The organism is Bradyrhizobium sp. cf659 (assembly GCF_900113725.1).
Lineage (GTDB): Bacteria > Pseudomonadota > Alphaproteobacteria > Rhizobiales > Xanthobacteraceae > Bradyrhizobium.
This window is the reverse complement of the sequence record NZ_FOQJ01000007.1, coordinates 303,294-321,846: the sequence shown is the minus strand read 5'-3', so window position 1 is coordinate 321,846 and position 18,553 is coordinate 303,294. Positions and strand designations below refer to the sequence as shown.

The following is an 18,553-nucleotide window of genomic DNA, read 5'->3' as shown; positions in this document are numbered from 1 at the left end:
CCTGGCGAACGCCAGGACCCATACCGCGGGATATTTCAATAGGACGATGCGGCCGGTACCGCCCCCATAACCCCATCCTGTGGTTACGGGTCCTGGATCTGCGCTTCGCTTGTCCAGGACGACACCGAGTGGGTCCTACCGCCGCACCGCGTTCCCGCCGACCACCACCTGCGCAAAGCGCTGCGCGCCGTCCGCCGACAGATCCGCCGTCACCGCGCGCGCGTGATCGAGGCCGACCACGGCGCCGCGCGGCGTCTCCGAGATCATGTTGTTGTTGACGAGCGCGGTGCCGGCCCCCGGCACCACGGAGACGCCGATTCCGGCCAGCGCCTTGCGGATCACGTTGCCGGTGATCGCGACGTCGCGCAGGTATTTGCCCCAGCCGGCGACGATGCCGTAGGACGGCGCGTTCTCGATCACGTTGCCGGTCACCGAGGTATCCGCCTCGATGTAGATGCCGACGCCGGCATCGTCGTCAGGCGCGGTGCCGATCGGCCGCTTCGGGATCAGGTTGCGGATGATGTTGCCCTGGATCACGGCGATGCGGCCGCCCTCGTTGAAATTGCAGACGGAGACGCCGACGGCGGCGCCGTCCACAATGTTGTTGGCGATCACGGCCGCCTCGAACGCGAACTCGGAATAGAGCGCGACCTCGCGCACGTCGCTGACGCTGTTGCCTGATATGTGGATGTTGGAGGCGGAATTGCCGCGTACCGCGGAGTAGTCGCAATTCTTGATGCGGTTGCCGCGCACGATCACGTTGCCGGCGCGGAAGGCGTTGATGGCGTTGCCGTACTGGCCCGAGCCGCCGGGACCGGCCTTGATGTCCTCGATGCGGTTGTCCGCGACCAGCGTGCCGTCATCGCCGATCGCGCTGCGCAGGATCTCGATGCCGTTGTCGTTGGTGCCGATGATGGTGTTGCGGGCGACGCCGAGGCCCCTGGCGTCGAACGAGACCACCGCCGTCACCGCGATGTTGGCGAAGATGTTGCCGGAGATATCGCCGGACACCTGCTCGAGCCAGATGCCGCTGCCGCCGGAGCCGGTGATCTCGCAATCGGTGATGCGGACGTCGCGGCCGCCGAGAACGTGGATCAGTCCGCGCCGCGCCGGCAGCGGGACGCCGCCGCCGTCGAAGGTGATGCCGGAAAGGCCGATCGCATCGGAACCGTCGCTCTGGATCGCCGAGGCGCCGCCGGTGAAGACGAATTTCGTCGCGCCGCGCACCCCGATCAGTTGCGCGCCGTTCGGCAGCCGCAGCAATCCGCTGCGGTAGACGCCCGGCGGCAGCGCCAGCGGCATCTGCGCCCGCGCGGCCTCGTCGATGGCGCGTTGCAGTGCGCGCGTCTGGTCCTCGCTGCTGCCGGGCCGCACGCCATATTGCGTGGCATCGCGGCCGAGCAGCGATGTCAGCGGCACCGCGCGCGCAGCATCGGCCGGCATGGCCAGCGCGCCGGCGATGCCGGCGGTCGAGGCTCCAATGAGATGACGGCGGTTGAGGTCCATGGATGCGTCCTCCGGCGGACGCGGGGCGTGTCCGCAGCGGTTAGGTAGCGCAGCGCGGCCGGGGCCGTGAGGATTGTTCGCGGTAGGGTTAAATGTTTACCCCTACGAAGTGCGGGCCTTCCGGGCCAATCGCACCATCTCCATCAGCATCGCTTCCCCGGCATCCACCAGTTCCTCCAGCGTGATCCGTGGCGCACCCTTGCGGCGCACGGCGCCGCTGCGGGCAAGCAGCGGAATATGGATGAACGCCGCGAGCTGCGGTCCACCGGCCTTCACGTTCTCGATCGCGCGCCAGCTCAGATAGTTGCAGAGATAGGCGCCGGCATCGCGCGAGGCGCGTGCATCGATGCCGGTGAGGCGTGCCGCGCGCAGCAGCCTTGCGGTGTGCGGGCCGAACAGCATCGCATCCGCATGGCCGGCGATGCCGCGCTTGCTCGAGCGCGTGTTGGCGGCATCGGGCCAGAGCATGGTGACCGCGTTGCGCGCACGGGTCTCGATGCGCAGATACGAGGTCCGCGCCGCAAGGCCGAACATCAGCAGCGCGTCGGGCTTCTGCGCAGCGAGCACCTCGGGCAATTGCCGGTCGACCGCGGCATAGGTCACGGGGAAAATGTGGGTCGCAAGTTCGACATCGTCGAACGCCGGGCGGCGCAGCCGCGCCAGCCGCGCGACCAGCGGCTGCGTCGGATTATAGGGCGCGCCGGGGAAGGGACCGAAGCCGGTCAGGAGAATGCGGAGCTTTTGGCTCATTGCAGCAACTCCAGGATCTGCTCGGCGGCGAGCGCCGGCGTGAGGTGGCCGTCGGCGACTTCGGCCTCGATCTTCCGGACCTTCGTCCGCACCGATGCCTCGCTGCGCAGCCGCGCCAGCATGCGCTGCTCCAGCATCGACCACATCCACTTCACCTGCTGCTCGCGCCGCCGCGCGGCGAAATCGCCGGACGCGTTCATCGCCTTGCGGTGATCGAGGACCTTTTGCCAGATCTTTGCGATGCCGTTGCCGGTCAGCGCCGAATAGGTCTCGACCGGCGGGTGCCAATGTTCGGACCGGGGGCTGAGGATATGCAGCGCGCCGCGATAGTCGGCGGCGGTGATGTTGGCGCGCTTGAGGTTGTCGCCGTCGGCCTTGTTGATCGCGATCATGTCGGCGAGCTCGACCAGGCCCTTCTTGATGCCCTGCAACTCGTCGCCGGCGCCCGGCAGCATCAGGGCGAGGAAGAAGTCGGTCATGTCGCAGACCGCGGTCTCGGACTGGCCGATGCCGACGGTCTCGACCAGCACGACGCCGAAGCCGGCCGCCTCGCACAGCAGCATCGCCTCGCGCGTCTTGGCGGCGACGCCGCCGAGCGTACCCGAGGACGGCGAGGGGCGGATGAAGGCATTGTCCGAGGCCGACAGCCGCGCCATCCGCGTCTTGTCGCCGAGGATCGAGCCGCCGCTGCGCGCCGAGGACGGATCGACCGCGAGCACCGCGACCTTGTGGCCCTGTTCGATCAGATAGGTGCCGAGCGCGTCGATGGTGGTGGATTTGCCGACCCCGGGCGAGCCGGTGATGCCGACACGAAACGCCTTGCCGGTGTCGGGCAGCAGCATCTGCACGAGCTCCCGCGCCAGCGCCTGGTGGTCGCCGCGCCGGCTCTCCACCAGCGTGATGGCCCGGGCGAGCGCCGCGCGACTGCCGGAGCGGAGGTCGCGGGCGAGGGATTTGATGTCCAGTGAAGCCTTCTTCTCAACCATGCCCTGCTTTACAACGCCCCGGCGGGGCAGGCGAGGGCCGCCCGCCCGCTATCACCGGGATGTTGCTGCCACCGCCTGCACCGGTTTCACCTTGCGCCAGACCCACACCATCACCGGCCACAGCAGTGCGCCGATCGCCATGGCCGCGAGGATGGCGGCGACCGGGCGTTCGAAGAACGGCAGGATGCTGCCGTCGGACTTGATCAGCGAGGTGACAAAGGCCTGCTCGACCATGGTGCCCATGACGATGCCGAGCACCATCGCGGCGACGGGATAGCCGTTCGCCTCCATCACGTAGCCGATCACGCCGAAGGCGGCGACGGTGACGACGCCGAACATGTTGTTGCCGATCGCGAACGAGCCGACCGCGCAGCACAGCATGATGATCGGCATGATGGCGGAGCGCGGTGCCAGCAGGATGTAGGCGGCGATCCGGATCATGGCGATGCCGAGCGGGATCATCAGGATGTTCGCGATGATGAACATCAGGTAGATCGCGTACATGCTCGACGCCTTCTCGGTGAACAGCGTCGGCCCCGGATTGAGCCCCTTCATGTAGAGCACGCCGATCGCGATCGCGGCGATGGTGTCGCCGGGGATGCCGAACAGCAGCGAGGGCACCCAGCCCGAGGCGATGCTGGCGTTGTTGCTGGCGCCGGCCTCGACCAGGCCCTCGACATGGCCGGTGCCGAATTTCTCCGGCTCCTTGGAGAAGCGCTTGGACATCGCGTAGCTGACCCAGGCGGCCATGTCGGCGCCGGCGCCAGGCAGCACGCCGATGATGATGCCGACGATGTTCCCGCGCGTCATCTGCCAATGGTATTTCCTGGTCAGCTTCCACTGGCCGGCCATGATGCTTCCGAATTTTCGACGCGGCAGTGGAGGTGGTTCCGGCGTCAGCATCGCGCGCATCACCTGCGCCACCGCGAACACGCCGACCAGCGCCGGGATCGGCTCGATGCCGCCGAACAGGTCGGTGATGCCGAAGGTGAAGCGCGGCACGCCGCCGGGATTCTCGATTCCGATGCAGGAGACGAGCAGGCCGAGGAACATGCCGGCGATCGCCTTCACCGGCGAGGAGCGTGCGACCAGGGTGGCGCACATCAGGCCGAGCAGCGCCAGCCAGAAATATTCGAAGGTCGAGAACGACAGCGCGACCTCGGCGAGCGGCGGCGCCAGGATCATCAGTGACAGCACGCCGGCGATGCCGCCGACCGCGGAGAACCAGACGCCGGCCCCGAGCGCGAGCTCGGCCTGGCCCTTGCGCGTCATGGCATAGGCCTCGTCCGCATAGGCGGCCGACGCGGGCGTTCCGGGAATGCGCAGCAATGCGCCGGGAATGTCGCCGGAGAAGATCGCCATCGAGGACGCCGCCACGATGGTCGCGATCGCGGCGATCGGCGACAGATAGAAGGTCACGGGGACGAGCAGGGCGGTCGCCATCGTCGCCGACAGGCCCGGCAGCGAGCCGATGACGAGGCCGTACACGGAGGCTGCGAACATCGCGATGATCACCTCCCAGGTGGAGATCAGCGCGAACGCTTCAATCAGGGTTTTCAGCATGGATCACCAGGGCGTCGGCAGCAGGCCGGCAGGAAGCGGCACGCGCAGCAGCTTGCCGAAGATGAGGTGGATGGCGAAAGGCGAGAGCGCGGCGAGTGGCAGCGCCAGCTTCCACTTCGCGCCGAGCGCGGTCGAGGTGACGTAGACCATGATCGCCGCGGTGACGATGAAGCCGAGCCGGTCGGCGGTGACAACGTAGAACAGCAAAAGCGCCGGCGGCAGCAGCGCACGCAGGCCGTAGAGCTTGCCCTGCGGCGGCGGGCTTGCTGCCTGGCCGTCCTTCAGCGGGATCAGCTCTTCCTCCTCCTCGAAGGAATGCCCGATGCCGAACACGATCGCGAGCCCGCACAGCGCAAGCCCCGTGCCGATCACGAGCGGAAACACATTGGGGCCGACCGGCTGCCCCGGCACCGGCGGCAGGATGTAGCCGCCATAAGCGGCGGCCGCGCCGAGCACGACCAGAAACGATCCCGTGACGGAGTCGGGAAGACGCATGACGAGAATCCTATGCGAGGCATTCTCCCTTGCCCCGCTTGCGGGGAGAGGGTTGGGGTGAGGGGGCTCTCCGCGGCGAAGGTGAGAGTTGGATTCGCGGAGACTCCCCCTCACCCGAATTCGAGCGGAGCTCGAATTGGACCTCTCCCCGCACGCGGGGAGAGGTGAAAGATCACGCCTTGCTCAGGCCCGCGGCCTTCATCGCTTCGCCCATCTGGGCGTCGCCCTTGTCCATGAAGCCTGCGAACTGGGCGGCATCGCCCCACACCGTGCCGAAGCCGCGATTGCTCATGAAGTCCTTGAACTCGGCGGAGTCGTAGACCTTCTTCAGCGCCGCGGTGAGCTTCGTTGCGAGCTCCGGGGGCAGGTTCTTGGGCGCGCCGATGCCGCGCCAGGCGCCGGTCGCGTATTCGATGCCCATCGCCTCCTTCAGCGTCGGCACGTCCGGGAAGATCGGGTTGCGCGCCGGCGCCATGATGGCGAGGCTCCTGGCCTTGCCGGCCTCGATGATGGCGCGCGCTTCCGGCACCGAACAGGTGGTGAGGTCGAGGCCGCCGGCGGCGAGATCCTGCATCGCCGGAGCGGCGCCGTTCGACGGCACCCAGGCGACCTGGTTGGCGGGCAGGCCCATCGCCTGCATCCAGCCGACCAGCGCCAGATGCCAGATGCCGCCCTGGCCGGTGCCCGAGGCCTTGAACTTGCCGGGCGGCGCGGCCTTGATCGCCTCGGCGAGCTCCTTGACCGTCTTGTAGGGCGAGGAGGAAGAGACCTGGATGCCGGGCGGGTCCTCGTTCATCAGCGCCAGCGGGGTGTAGCTCTTCGGCGTCAGCTCGGTCAGTCCCTGCCAGTGCATCATCGAGATCTCGACCGTGAGCATGCCGATGGTGTAGCCGTCGGGCTGGGCAGTTGCGATCGCGGTATGGCCGACGACGCCGGAGCCGCCGGTCCGGTTGACCACGTTGAAGGGCTGGCCGAGGTCCTTTTCCAGAAGGGCTGCGACAATGCGCGCAGTCGCGTCGGTGCCGCCACCGGCGCCCCAGGGCACGATCACGGTGACGGGCCGCGCCGGATAGGCTTGGGCGCGGGCGGGTGCGAGGCCGAATGCGGCGGATGCCGCAACCGCGGCGGATGAAGCCGCAAAAGCGCGGCGCGTAATCTTGGACATGAATGCCTCCCAGCGGCGCCCGTAACACCGGGCGCTCTTGTCAATGACGGCATTCTAGTCGGCTTTGCAGCGCCGCTGCAAGGTAGCGCTACCAAGGCGCTGTGAGCAATGTGCCGCGGCTCAAACGATGATCATTGCGGCTCTTCCGCATCGCCCTTCGGTCGCGCGCCGCCGAAGATGCGCGCGCCTTCCGCGGTGAGGTAAGGCTTCACCGTGTCCCACGGCACGAAGGCGACATATTCGCCCTCGGCGTAAGGACCGACCGCATAGGGCGGATAATGGAAGGTGAGACCGGAACTCCGGCCTGCTTCGGTCGACGGGGCGAGCGTCACGGCGCCGATCTTGAGTAGGTTCGGCTCCACGCCCTTGAACCACTCGTCGGTCGCGGTCTCGCTGGTGTCGCGCTTCTTCTTCTCGGCCTTGAGCGAGGCGATCACGGCCTTCACCATCGCCTTCATCGTCGGGCCGCCATCGGCGGTCTCGGTGAAGAACGGGCGGATCGAGATGCGCTTGTGCTCGGTCTTGTCCCACAGGATCGTGTTCACGTCCGAGTTGGGATGGGCGCCGTGGGTGTCCATGTAGTCGTTGCGCAGGAGGCTGACATAGCGGTCGCCGACCACGGAGCGCAGCGAATATTTGCGCTCGAAGTCCCAGCCGCCGTCCTTGAAGAACTGCGGATCTTCTTTGCGCGCGGCGGCGGCCTCGGCTGCGTTCTTGTCGAGCCACTTCCTGCCTTCGGCCAGGCAATCCGCTTCAAGCGTTGCATCCGCCTTGATCTTGTCGTCGAGGAAGACGCGCGCCTCGATGCTCTTGGTCTTGACGACGGCGTCGGGCTTTGGGTCCGCGGCGAGGGCCGAGATCGCGCAGGTTGCGCTAAGCGCCATGGCGACGCTCAAACCGATCATGAACTTCAAGGGAGTGCTCCTTACGTGAGCGTCAGAATATTTCGAGGATGTCGTCTGCGATCTGCTGCGCAGAGTGGGGGGAGGCGGAGCGCCGGACAGTCGCCTGCGCCTGCAAGCCGGTCGCGTCCTCGATGATCTGCTCGACGTCGATCAGGTTGAGCAGCGAGAAGGTGGCCTCCGGTTCGACCTCGACCAGGACATCGATGTCACTGTCCGGGCGATAGTCGTCGCCGGCACGCGAGCCGAGGATGGCGAGCTTCGACACGCCCTTGGCTTTGATGGCGTCAGCGTTCTTGCGTATCGCAGCGATGACCTCGTCACGTGTCATGGAGACAGCCCGGCCGGTGATACGGCCAGCGTACCATCTACTCCGCCGCCTCGCTATGCCCGAGCCGGGCGTTCAGCTTGCGGATCAGCTCCTCCGCGGCGTCCGCGATCACCGTGCCGGGCGGGAAGATCGCCTCCGCACCGGCCGCGTAGAGCGCATCGTAATCCTGCGGCGGCACCACGCCGCCGACGATGATCATGATGTCGTCGCGGCCCTGCTTCTTCAGCGCGGCCTTGAGTTCAGGCACGGCGGTGAGATGGGCGGCGGCGAGGGAGGAGACGCCGAGGATGTGGACGTCGTTCTCGACGGCCTGTCGCGCGGCTTCGTCGGCGGTGGCGAACAGCGGCCCGATGTCGACGTCGAAGCCGATATCGGCGAACGCCGAGGCGATCACCTTCTGGCCGCGGTCGTGGCCGTCCTGGCCGATCTTGGCGACCAGGATGCGCGGGCGGCGGCCCTCCGCCTCCTCGAAGGCGTCGATCAGCGCCTGAACCTTCTCGACCCGGTTACCCATGCTGGACGCCTCCCGCTTGTAGACGCCGGTGATGGACTTGATCTCGGCGCGGTGCCGGCCGAACACCTTCTCCATCGCGTCCGAAATTTCGCCGACGGTCGCCTTCGCCCGCGCCGCGTCAATGGCGAGCGCGAGCAGGTTGCCGTTGCCTTCGCCGGCCGAGCGCGTCAGCGCGGCGAGCGCGGCATCGACGTCCTTCTGGTTGCGCTCGGACTTCAGCCGCGTCAGCTTGTCGATCTGGAGCCGGCGGACATTGGTGTTGTCGACCTTGAGGATATCGATCGGGGCTTCGTCCGTCGGCTTGTACTTGTTGACGCCGATCACCGCCTGCTTGCCGGCATCGATACGGGCCTGCGTCTTCGCGGAAGCCTCCTCGATGCGCAGCTTGGGCACGCCGGCCTCGATAGCCTTGGCCATGCCGCCGAGCTCCTCGACCTCCTGGATATGGCTCCAGGCTTTCGCCGCGAGGTCGCGCGTCAGCCGCTCGACATAGTACGAGCCGCCCCAGGGATCGATGATGCGGGTGGTGCCGCTCTCCTGCTGGAGGAAGAGCTGGGTGTTGCGGGCGATGCGGGCCGAGAAGTCGGTCGGCAGCGCCAGCGCCTCGTCGAGCGCGTTGGTGTGCAGCGACTGGGTGTGGCCTTGGGTGGCCGCCATCGCCTCCACCGTCGTGCGCATCACGTTGTTGAAGACGTCCTGCGCCGTCAGCGACCAGCCCGAGGTCTGGCAATGCGTGCGCAGCGAGAGCGAGCGCGGATCCCTAGGATTGAACGGCTTCAGCAGCTTCGCCCACAACAGGCGCGCGGCGCGCATCTTGGCGACTTCCATGAAGAAGTTCATGCCGATCGCCCAGAAGAACGACAGCCGCGGCGCGAAGCGGTCGACGTCGAGGCCAGCGGCAAGGCCGGCGCGCAAATATTCGACGCCGTCGGCGAGCGTATAGGCGAGCTCGAGATCCTGCGTCGCGCCGGCCTCCTGCATGTGATAGCCGGAGATCGAGATCGAATTGTATTTCGGCATCTTTTGCGAGGTGTACGCAAAGATGTCGGAGATGATCCGCATCGAGGGCGCAGGCGGATAGATATAGGTGTTGCGCACCATGAACTCTTTCAGAATGTCGTTCTGAATGGTCCCTGAGAGCTTCTCCGGCGGCACGCCCTGTTCGCCCGCGGCGGCGACGAACAGCGCGAGGATCGGCAGCACCGCGCCGTTCATGGTCATGGACACGCTCATCTGGTCGAGCGGGATGCCCGCAAACAGCGTGCGCATGTCGTAGATGGAATCGATCGCTACGCCGGCCATGCCGACGTCGCCGCCGACGCGCGGATGATCGCTGTCATAGCCGCGATGGGTGGCGAGATCGAAGGCGACCGAGAGGCCCTTCTGTCCGGCAGCCAGGTTGCGGCGGTAGAACGCGTTGGAATCCTCGGCCGTGGAGAAGCCGGCATATTGCCTGACGGTCCAGGGCTGGTTGACATACATGGTCGGGTAGGGGCCGCGCAGGTAGGGCGCGATGCCCGGATAGGTCTCGAGGAAATCGAGCCCGGCGAGATCGGCCTCGCCATAGGCTGATTTCACCAAAATGCCCTCGGGCGTCAGCCACGGCTCGGCGCTGCCGGCTGGCGCGGCGGTGGCGATGCGCTCGAAGGCGACGTCTGCGAAATTGGGAATGCGGCTCATGGTTTCGACCATATCATAGACGCTCAATCATGATCCGGATGCTGATGGCTGACGATGGTCGCCATCTTCTCCGGTCCGTAATTCTGCTGCGTGGTCTGGCTCGGAAGATTGGCGATGCCGACCACCCAGCCGAGGCGGGATTCGGTTCCATACTGCCGTGTCGGCACCACGTGATCCGGACGATCGAACGTACCGGTCATGATCTCGATGCGCGGGCCGTCGATGCGGCGGAAGCTCAGCGGCGTGCCGCAGGCGGAGCAGAAATCGCGCATCGCGATGGACGAGGAGCGGAACGCAGAGGGTATGCCCTTGGTCCAGGCGAAATCAGCCTTCTCGATATCGGCATAGGAGGCGAACGGCGCACCGGTCGCCTTCTGGCACATCCGGCAATGACAGATGCTGATCTTCGCCGGCGCGGCCGAGACCGCAAAGCGCACAGCGCCGCATTGGCAGCCGCCGGTGAGAACTGGTTTGCCTGGCTCGGTCATGCCTGCTCCATCCGTCGATACGCGTCTTGCAGCGTGGCAAGCGCATCGCCCCCGGCGAAGACGAAGCCCGTGACGCCGGCGGCCCGCAGCACCGCCTCGGCCTCGGTCGGGCGGCCTGCAAGATAGATATGTCTGCTGCCTACGGTTTGCAGGGCCTTTGCCGCGGCTTCGGCGTGTTCCGCATAGACCTTGTCGCTGGAACAAAGGCAGGCAAGCTCGGCGCCGGAGGCCTTGAATGCAGCCGCCAGCTTGGCCGGATCGGCAAAACCCTCGCTGTCGACGGCCTGGATGCCGCCGGCCTCGAAGAAGCTCTTGGCAAAGGTCGCGCGCGCCGTGAAATCGGCGGGCGTGCCGAGATTGGCCAGGAACACTTTTGGCCGCGCCCCGCGCGCCTTCAATGCCGCATCCGACTTGTCGCGCAAGGCCTCGAACGGTTCCGCAAGCCGGATCGGCGGCAGCGCGTCGAACTTGTATTTTGGCTCGCCGTAAGGGGCGAGCGCGACCGGCGTCGCTTTCAGCACCGCCGTCTCGCTCTCGTGCAGGTTCGGAAACTCGCTCGCGCCGGTCAGCACGTCGCGGCGCTTTGCGATGTTGGCGTCGCGCGCTTTGCGCGCGGCTGCCACCTTGCTCTGGAACAGGCCCTGCTGAAGCGCGGCAAAGGCGCCGCCGGCTTTCTCGCTTTCCTGGAACAGCGCCCAGGCCGCCTCGCACAGCTGCGCCGTCAGCGTCTCGATGCCGCCTGCGCCCGCGGCGGGATCGCTGACCTTGGCGAGGTTGCTCTCTTCCAGCAGTAGAAGCTGCGTGTTGCGCGCCACGCGCCGCGCGAACGGATCGGGCAGCCCGAGCGCCAGCGTGTGCGGCAGCACCGTGATCGCGTTGGCGCCGGCGAGCCCCGCCGCGAACGTCGCCATGGTCGCGCGCAGCATGTTCACATAGGGATCGCGCTGCGTCAGCATGCGCCAGGCGGTGTCGGCGGCAACGAACAACGGCTTCGGCGTCAGCCCGCACGCCGTCTCGATGCGCGCCCACAGCAGCCGCAGCGCGCGGAATTTCGCCATGGTCAGGAACTGGTCGGCGTCCGCGGCAAGCCGCGCATAGACCATGCCCTGGGCCTGTTCCAGCGCAATGCCCGCGCCTTCGATCGCGCGCAAATAGGCGACGCCGCAGGCGAGCACGAAGGCGAGCTCCTGCACCTCGGAGCCGCCGGCATCGTGAATCACGCGGCCGTCGGCGGACGCAAACGGCCCCTTGAAGCCGAGCGCGGCGAGACCCTTGATGGCGCCGGTGACGGCGGGAGCGATCTCCTCCCAGGTATAGGGGCTGTGGCCCCACACCGCGCCGGCCGCGAGCGGATCGAGTCCGAAGCGGATGTTACAGGCCGCGGGATCGAGGCCGTTGCTCTTCACATATTCCGCGACATGGATCGCGGCCATCCGCGATTGCGGACCGATCTGAAGCTCGATGCCGATGCCGGCATCGAGATGAATGTCCTTCAAGACCTTTGCGACCGCATCCGCCGAAGGTTCCAGGCCAAAGCCGTGAGCACCGTTGCCACCGGCGAACACCAGCGCCAGCCCCGTCGCGCCATTCTCCAGATCCTGCAGGGCCTGCGCGTTCGCGGCCGCCGCGTCGGGATGGTCGATCCGCTGCACAATCTGCCACGGCGCGGCCGCAGCCCGTCCGGCCACGGGCGCAACGCCGCTGGCGCGCGGATAGAGCGGATCGATCTTGAGGCCGTCATAGGTCTTGCCGACCAGCTTCTCGAACGGCGCGCCCTTGAGCACGCCGTCGACCAGCTTGCGCCAGTCTTCGACCGTGGCCTTGGGAAAATCCGCCGCCAGCGGCAGGTCGTCAGTCACGGAGGTCATGCGGCGAGGGGCTCCCGAAAATCTTGTTATTCGCAGGCGAAATTGCCACGGCGGAGCGTCCCTGCAAACGGTTGTTTTTGGTTAACCGGTATCCGGAAGCCGCTCAATGCCTTGCGTCGAGACGCTGGAAAGCCCGTCACGCACGCGAATGCCTGAGATCACGCGGTCGGGCGCGATCTCGGCCAGCGGCACCAGCACGAAGGCGCGCTCGAACAGGCGCGGATGCGGCAAGGTCAGATCGGGCTTCTGCAAGCTGACATCGTCATAGGCGATCATGTCGAGATCGAGCGTGCGCGGCCCCCAGCGCCGCTCCTTGGTCCGGGTGCGGCCAAATCTCTGCTCGACCTTCTGCAGCACGAACAGCAGCGCGTGCGGATCGAGGCTGGTCTCGATCTCGATGCAGGCATTGACGAAGGGATCCTGCGCCTCATCGCCCCAGGGCGGGGTTGCATAGTCCGAGGAGCGTGCGATCAGCGCGGCCTGCGCCATGCCGCAGATGTGGGCGATCGCCTTCCGGAACGTCGCGCGGACATCGCCGACATTGCCGCCGAGTGCGATCAGAACGCTTGCCATCAGGGATGCCGCGAGCGCGTCAGCATGATGCCGACGTCGTCGAAGATCGCGGCGATCGGCGCATGCGGTTTGTGCACGGTGATCTTCACGGCGCGGATGCGCGGGAAGTGCGACAGGATGGCGTCGGCGACCGCGCCGGCCGCGCGTTCCAGCAGCTTGTAATTGGTGTTCTTGAACGCCGCCGTCGTGGTCGCCACGACCTCGGCATAGGACACCGTGTCGGCGAGCCGATCGGTGCGCGAGGGCTCCGACAGGTCGGTATAGAGTTCGAGATCAATCACGAAACGCTGGCCGACTTCGGTTTCGTGATCCATCACGCCGTGGCGAGCATGGATCGACAGGCCGGTCACGAAGATCGTATCGGTCATTGCTTGCTCTCGATTGCGTGCGCCACCCGCAGGGCCTGCAAGGTCTCGGCGACGTCATGGGTCCGGATGATCCTGGCGCCGCGCTGGGCGGCGATGAGATGCGCGGCGATCGAGCCGGCGAGTCTTTCCTTCGGCTCCGACGGCGACACCGACGTGATGAAGCGCTTGCGCGAGGCGCCAACCAGGACCGGCAGGCCGAACATGTCGAATTCGCGCAGACGTGCCAGCGCGGTCATGCTCTGCTCGGCGGTCTTGCCGAAGCCGATGCCGGGATCGAGCACGATCTTGTCACGTGCGATGCCGGCCTTGGCGGCGATGTCCAGCGAGCGCAGGAAGAACGCCTTCATGTCGGCGATGATGTCGATGGCGGAATCCACGCTGTCGCGGTTATGCATGACGATGACGGGGACATCTCTCGCGGCCACCAGCGGCGCCATGGCGGCATCGCGTTGCAGGCCCCAGACGTCGTTGGCGATCGCCGCGCCCTGGTCGAGCGCGAAGGCCACCACCTCCGCCTTCATGCTGTCGATCGAGACCGGCACGCCGAGCGCAACCACGCTTGCCAGCACCGGCCTCAGCCGGGCGAGCTCGTCCTCGGCCGTGACTGGCTTGGCGCCCTTGTAGGGCCGGGTGGACTCCGCGCCGATGTCGATGATGTCGACGCCATCGGCGATCATCGCCCGCGCCCGCTCGAGCGCCTGGTCGGGCGCGATGAATTCGCCGCCGTCGGAGAAGGAATCCGGGGTGATGTTGAGCACGCCCATCACCGCCGGGAGAGGCCGTTCCAGCAGCGTCCGCAGCACGTCACGCCCGGCCGAGCCGGCCGGCGGGACGGAAGAGGATGGCAAGGCATTCATGCGCGTGGATTTGCGCGGTCGGGGAGGGGGAGTCAAGACGGGATTGGGGGCATCGCGCGCCGCTCTATCACCGTCACCCTGAGGTGGCCGCTACTTCAGCGGCCCTCGAAGGGCGACGGCCCGGCTCTCGCAGCGTGGCCGTCCATCCTTCGAGGCTTACCATGAGACGCTTCGCGTCCCATGCCTCGCACCTCAGGATGACGGGGAGGGAGCGAATGAAGTGCAGAGAGCCTGCGCTAATACGTGATCTTCGGTGGCAGCTTCTTGGCCTTGGCGATGATGTCGCCGACCGACTTTTCCGAGGGCAGGATGCGGACGAGCTTCTTCTTCTCGTTGGCTTCGCGCATGCTCTGGGCGAGCCTTGCCGGATTCCGATAGGCGAGCTCGCGCACGGTGGTGACGCCGGCGGCGCGGACCAGGCCGACCTTGGCCCGGCCCATCCCAGGAATGCGCATGTAGTCGGAGACGTTGGCCCATTCCAAGAGCTGCTGCTCGCTGATGCCGGTCTTGGCGGACAGCGCCTTGCGGCCCTTCACGGTCGAGGCCGCCTCGAGCAGCGCGTCGGTGGTGCGGATTCCCTGCGCCTTCAACTTGTTGGCGGCAAAGGCAGGCAGGCCCTCAATCTCGGAGATCGGATATGTCATGATACTCGATATGAAAAGCGTAGCTCAGGCAAATTGGCTGAGGCCTGGCGTCCCTGCGATGATCTTGCCCATCTGATCCGCTCCGATTTTGTCTCGGCCGAAGCGAAAAAGTTCACGGGCAATGTTCTGAATCTCGGACATGCCAAGTCCCAGGCCCATCAGGCGCGTGCCGACGGCCATCAGGCCGCCGCCCATCAGCCGCGACAGTCCGCCGCCGCTGCTGGACGCCTCGATCGCCGCTTCCGCGCCGGGAATATGATTGATCAGGGCTTCGACGTTCTCGGAAGGGCCCTCGCTGCGGAGGAAGCCCAGGATAATGCCGACGGTCTTTTCAGCGACAGCACTATCTATGCTGGCGTTTGTCGCCAGCCGCCCGATCAGCTCGTCCATAAGACCCGCCCCTCAACCGGTTTGCATGCCGGAGTATTACTTTCGAAAAATGATCTTGAGCCGGTGTGGTGTGAAATACAAGCTATGAACGGAGGCGAACATGCGATTCACCTTAGAACGCGCGAAAGGTGTTGCAGCGATGCAAGAGCGGAGATGAAATCAGCAGTAAATTACCGCGGTGCGAACGCGCCGTTCCGACTTTCGGCCGATGTCGTCCACCTGGTTTCCGACCATGTCGCAAGATCAGATCGTGTTTGAACGGTTTCAATCGGCGTGCGACATGCGGTAAACTACGGAACTGGCATTTGAGTTTCAATACGCGAAACCCGGCAGACGGATCAGAGAAAATAATGACCGCACAGGACAGCAAGCTCGGCGACACCGACGACAAGATCTTCGTCGGCAAGGGAGACGAGCAGGCATGGCTGACGCTGGCGCTCGCCAATCGCCACGGCCTCGTCACCGGTGCAACTGGAACCGGCAAGACGGTGTCGCTGCAAGTCATGGCAGAGGGATTTGCGCGCGCCGGTGTTCCGGTCTTCGCGGCCGACATCAAGGGCGACCTCTCCGGCATCTCCGAGGTCGGCGTGCCCGCGGACTTCATCGTCAAGCGCGCCACCGCGATGGGGCTGACGTTCCAGCCCGACCAGTTCTCGACGGTGTTCTGGGACGTGTTCGGTGAGCAGGGCCACCCGGTGCGGGCGACCGTCACCGAGATGGGGCCGCTTCTGCTCGCGCGCATGCTCGACCTCAACGACGTGCAGGAGGGTGTGCTCAACGTCGCCTTCCGCGTCGCCGACGACAACGGCCTTGTCCTGATCGACATGAAGGATCTGCGGGCGCTGCTCGATGCCATCGTTCCCGACAGCAGCAAGAAGGGGACGGACGCCGCCGAGGATCCGCTTGCCGACATCCGCAAGGCCGCCCAGGGGTTCGGCAACGTCACCAAGGCCACCGTCGGCACCATCCAGCGTCAGCTGCTGGTGCTGGAGAACCAGGGCGCCACCAAGTTCTTCGGCGAGCCGGCGCTGACGCTGAAGGATTTCATGAAGACCGACCGCGACGGCCGCGGCATGGTCAACATCCTGGTCGCCGACAAGCTGCTCCAGAGCCCTCGGCTTTACGCGACATTCCTGTTGTGGATGCTGTCCGAGCTGTTCGAGGAGTTGCCCGAGGCCGGCGACCTGCCGAAGCCGAAGCTGGTGTTCTTCTTCGACGAGGCGCATCTGTTGTTCAACGACGCGCCCAAGGCGCTGATGGACAAGATCGAGCAGGTGGTCCGCCTGATCCGCTCGAAGGGCGTCGGCGTCTATTTCGTGACGCAGAACCCGATCGACGTGCCCGACCGCGTGCTCGGGCAGCTCGGCAACCGGGTGCAGCACGCGCTGCGCGCCTTCACTCCGCGCGACCAGAAGGCGGTCGCTGCCGCGGCCCAGACCTTCCGGCCCAACCCGAAGCTCGACACCGTCAAGGTGATCACGGAGCTCGGCAAGGGCGAGGCGCTGGTGTCCTTCCTCGAAGGCAACGGCACGCCGGCGATGGTCGAGCGGGTGATGATCCGGCCGCCATCGGCCCGGATCGGATCGATCACGCCGGAAGAGCGCAAGGCGATCATGGATGCGAGCCCGGTGAAGGGCAAATACGACACCGCCGTTGATGAAGAGTCCGCCTATGAGATGATCCAGAAGCGCATCGCCGGCACCGCGGCGACCGCGGATGCTCCGGCGGGCGGAGGCGGCGGCATCCTCGGCCAGATCGGCTCGATCGTCGGCACCATCTTCGGCACCAATGTCAAGCGCGGCCGCCTGTCGGCCGGCCAGGTCATTGCGCGCGACGTGACGCGATCGGTGACCAACCAGGTGATCGGAGGGATGGCCGCCAATCTCGGCAAGTCGGTCGGCGGCCAGCTCGGCGGCTCGATCGGCCGCACCTTGGTCCGCGGCGCGCTCGGCGGGCTGCTGCGCAGGTAGGCAGAAAGCCCGATTGGAGGCATCCGCGCGCCGGCGCGGCCCGCCTTGCTGCGGGACAATTTCCGGTGAGGGGGTTCTCCAAGCGTCCTTCGGTCTGCTACGTCCTACCCGACTTCCGGACTGGACCGAATTGTGACCTCAACCGACTTGTTACCCAAACCTGATGCGCCGAGACGCCTGTCGCTTCGTGCGCCGCTGGATATTCTCTTTCTGCTCTGTTGCTTCATCCTGGCCGCGGACGTCCTCGGTCCCGAGCTGTTCGGCAAGGGCAAGACCAAGGACTATGGGCTGTGGTACTGGGCCGGGCAGCAGGTTCTGAACGGGGGGGCGCTCTATCCCGCCAACGCCGGTGGGTATTTCGAGTTCATCTATCCGCCGCTGCCCGCGATCCTGCTCGCGATTCCGAGCTGGTTCGGCAAGATCCCGCTCTACATCGTGCTGTCGGTCCTGAATGCGCTGGCGTGGTGGTGCACCGGGACGTTCTCCGATGTCATGACCGGCTCGGGTCGCAGGGCCGGTCCGTGGCTGGAGGCACTGCCGGTTTTCGTCACCGTGACCTTCGTGTTCGACATGTTCGATCTTGGCCAGCCCAACCTCGTGCTGCTGGCGATGATGCTCTACGGGTTCTGGAGCCTGCAACATCAGCGCGCCTGGCTCGCAGGCTTCATGTTCGCGCTCGCGACCGCCATCAAGGTGTTTCCGATCGCGGTGCTGCCCTATCTGGTCTGGCGGCGGAAGTGGGCGGCTGTCGTCGCAACCGTCGCCTTTACCGGCATCCTTCTCTACGCCGTGCCGGCGCCCATTCGCGGCTTCGAACGCAACGCGGCCGAGCTTGCGACCTGGTATCAGGGCATGGTCGGGGCGAGCTCGGAAAAGGGCTTTGGCCAGCGCGACGAGCAGAACTGGTCGTGGGTCAACCAATCCATCATTGCCGTCACGCACCGCCTGGTCCGGCCGATCAACTACAATCTGGAGGATCCCAGCAAGCCGCCGCGCACGATGAATATCATCGACGTCGATTACAGGACGGCGAACTGGATCGTGCTCGCTGTGTCCGTGTTGCTCGGGCTCGGCTTCGTCGCGGTGATGCCGCGGCAAGCGCGGCGAACGGCGCGCTCGGATGCCGAGGAGCTCGGCATCCTGTTCTGCCTGATGACGGTGGCATCGCCCCTGGCGCGGCAATACTACTTCATGTGGCTGTTCTTCCCGATGACGGTGCTGATGCATCGCGCCGCCTTCGACGAGCGGGCGAATGTGCGGCTGGGAACCTGGCTTGCCCTCGGCGCGGCCGGCTTGCTCATGCTGCTGGCGCTGCCGTGGTTTCCCAACGTCTTCCAGGCCTGGGGCAATAACCTCCTCGCCACCGCCGTCCTCGCGGGGAGCCTCGCATGGCACATCCGGCATCCACCGGTTGTGGCTGGCTCCGGCGTCGCGGCAGGGCTAAAACCCAAGACCTCTTGAAACCAAGACCTCTTGAGAAGCCATCTTGAGACTCATAAGTCA

Annotated in this window: 18 protein-coding genes; 2 read left to right on the top strand and 16 right to left on the bottom strand. The window is 66.2% G+C overall.

The genetic code is table 11. The annotated features are described in order from the left end of the window. Positions 1-135: 135 nt before the first annotated feature. The 16 genes from BM118_RS27260 to BM118_RS27185 all read right to left on the bottom strand — a co-directional run bounded on the left by BM118_RS27260 (position 136) and on the right by BM118_RS27185 (position 15,080). The gene (locus tag BM118_RS27260; protein WP_092189091.1) at positions 136-1,506 is read right to left on the bottom strand and encodes a TIGR03808 family TAT-translocated repetitive protein; all 1,371 of its coding nucleotides are present in this window, start codon (positions 1,504-1,506) and stop codon (positions 136-138) included. A gap of 102 nt (positions 1,507-1,608) precedes the next feature. Then, on the bottom strand, positions 1,609-2,256 hold the full coding sequence (locus BM118_RS27255) for a pyroglutamyl-peptidase I (protein ID WP_092189089.1): 648 nt from the start codon (positions 2,254-2,256) through the stop codon (positions 1,609-1,611). Beyond that, on the bottom strand, positions 2,253-3,242 hold the full coding sequence (gene meaB, locus BM118_RS27250; protein ID WP_092189087.1) for a methylmalonyl Co-A mutase-associated GTPase MeaB: 990 nt from the start codon (positions 3,240-3,242) through the stop codon (positions 2,253-2,255). Before meaB ends, BM118_RS27255 begins: the two co-directional genes overlap by 4 nt. A 51-nt stretch (positions 3,243-3,293) precedes the next feature. After that, the gene (locus tag BM118_RS27245; protein ID WP_092189085.1) at positions 3,294-4,805 is read right to left on the bottom strand and encodes a tripartite tricarboxylate transporter permease; all 1,512 of its coding nucleotides are present in this window, start codon (positions 4,803-4,805) and stop codon (positions 3,294-3,296) included. A gap of 3 nt (positions 4,806-4,808) precedes the next feature. Then, positions 4,809-5,300, bottom strand: coding sequence for a tripartite tricarboxylate transporter TctB family protein (locus BM118_RS27240; protein WP_092189083.1), 492 nt, complete (start codon positions 5,298-5,300; stop codon positions 4,809-4,811). 172 nt (positions 5,301-5,472) lie between these two features. Beyond that, the gene (locus BM118_RS27235) at positions 5,473-6,465 is read right to left on the bottom strand and encodes a tripartite tricarboxylate transporter substrate binding protein (protein ID WP_092189081.1); all 993 of its coding nucleotides are present in this window, start codon (positions 6,463-6,465) and stop codon (positions 5,473-5,475) included. A 131-nt stretch (positions 6,466-6,596) separates the two neighbouring features. After that, the gene (locus BM118_RS27230; protein WP_092189179.1) at positions 6,597-7,370 is read right to left on the bottom strand and encodes an RsiV family protein; all 774 of its coding nucleotides are present in this window, start codon (positions 7,368-7,370) and stop codon (positions 6,597-6,599) included. A gap of 31 nt (positions 7,371-7,401) precedes the next feature. After that, a complete protein-coding gene (locus BM118_RS27225) occupies positions 7,402-7,698 on the bottom strand; it encodes a nucleotidyltransferase family protein (RefSeq protein WP_092189079.1) in 297 nt (98 codons plus the stop codon). Between the two features lie 37 nt (positions 7,699-7,735). Beyond that, a complete protein-coding gene (gene scpA / locus BM118_RS27220; protein ID WP_092189177.1) occupies positions 7,736-9,892 on the bottom strand; it encodes a methylmalonyl-CoA mutase in 2,157 nt (718 codons plus the stop codon). Positions 9,893-9,915: 23 nt separating this feature from the next. After that, positions 9,916-10,380, bottom strand: coding sequence for a GFA family protein (locus tag BM118_RS27215; protein ID WP_092189077.1), 465 nt, complete (start codon positions 10,378-10,380; stop codon positions 9,916-9,918). After that, positions 10,377-12,248, bottom strand: coding sequence for a methylmalonyl-CoA mutase family protein (locus tag BM118_RS27210; RefSeq protein ID WP_092189075.1), 1,872 nt, complete (start codon positions 12,246-12,248; stop codon positions 10,377-10,379). Before BM118_RS27210 ends, BM118_RS27215 begins: the two co-directional genes overlap by 4 nt. 81 nt (positions 12,249-12,329) lie before the next feature. After that, positions 12,330-12,821: a 2-amino-4-hydroxy-6-hydroxymethyldihydropteridine diphosphokinase gene (gene folK / locus BM118_RS27205; protein ID WP_092189073.1), complete on the bottom strand. Its 492-nt coding sequence runs from the start codon at positions 12,819-12,821 to the stop codon at positions 12,330-12,332. Beyond that, entirely contained in the window at positions 12,821-13,189 is a 369-nt protein-coding gene (folB, locus tag BM118_RS27200) for a dihydroneopterin aldolase (protein WP_027544155.1), read from the bottom strand. The genes folK and folB overlap by 1 nt, the downstream gene beginning before the upstream one ends. Next, positions 13,186-14,046 carry a dihydropteroate synthase gene (folP, locus tag BM118_RS27195; protein ID WP_092189071.1) on the bottom strand — a complete coding sequence of 287 codons (861 nt, stop codon included), beginning with the start codon at positions 14,044-14,046 and terminating at the stop codon, positions 13,186-13,188. Before folP ends, folB begins: the two co-directional genes overlap by 4 nt. Before the next feature lie 236 nt (positions 14,047-14,282). Then, positions 14,283-14,690 carry a DUF4332 domain-containing protein gene (locus BM118_RS27190; RefSeq protein WP_027544157.1) on the bottom strand — a complete coding sequence of 136 codons (408 nt, stop codon included), beginning with the start codon at positions 14,688-14,690 and terminating at the stop codon, positions 14,283-14,285. 24 nt (positions 14,691-14,714) lie between these two features. Next, positions 14,715-15,080, bottom strand: a complete 366-nt coding sequence (locus BM118_RS27185) for a hypothetical protein (RefSeq protein ID WP_092189069.1) — start codon at positions 15,078-15,080, stop codon at positions 14,715-14,717. 350 nt (positions 15,081-15,430) lie between these two features. On the opposite strand from BM118_RS27185, the gene BM118_RS27180 reads away from it, so the two are divergent. Beyond that, the gene (locus BM118_RS27180) at positions 15,431-17,050 is read left to right on the top strand and encodes a helicase HerA-like domain-containing protein (RefSeq protein WP_092189067.1); all 1,620 of its coding nucleotides are present in this window, start codon (positions 15,431-15,433) and stop codon (positions 17,048-17,050) included. Between the two features lie 132 nt (positions 17,051-17,182). Then, a complete protein-coding gene (locus BM118_RS27175; RefSeq protein WP_092189065.1) occupies positions 17,183-18,511 on the top strand; it encodes a glycosyltransferase family 87 protein in 1,329 nt (442 codons plus the stop codon). Positions 18,512-18,553: the final 42 nt, after the last annotated feature.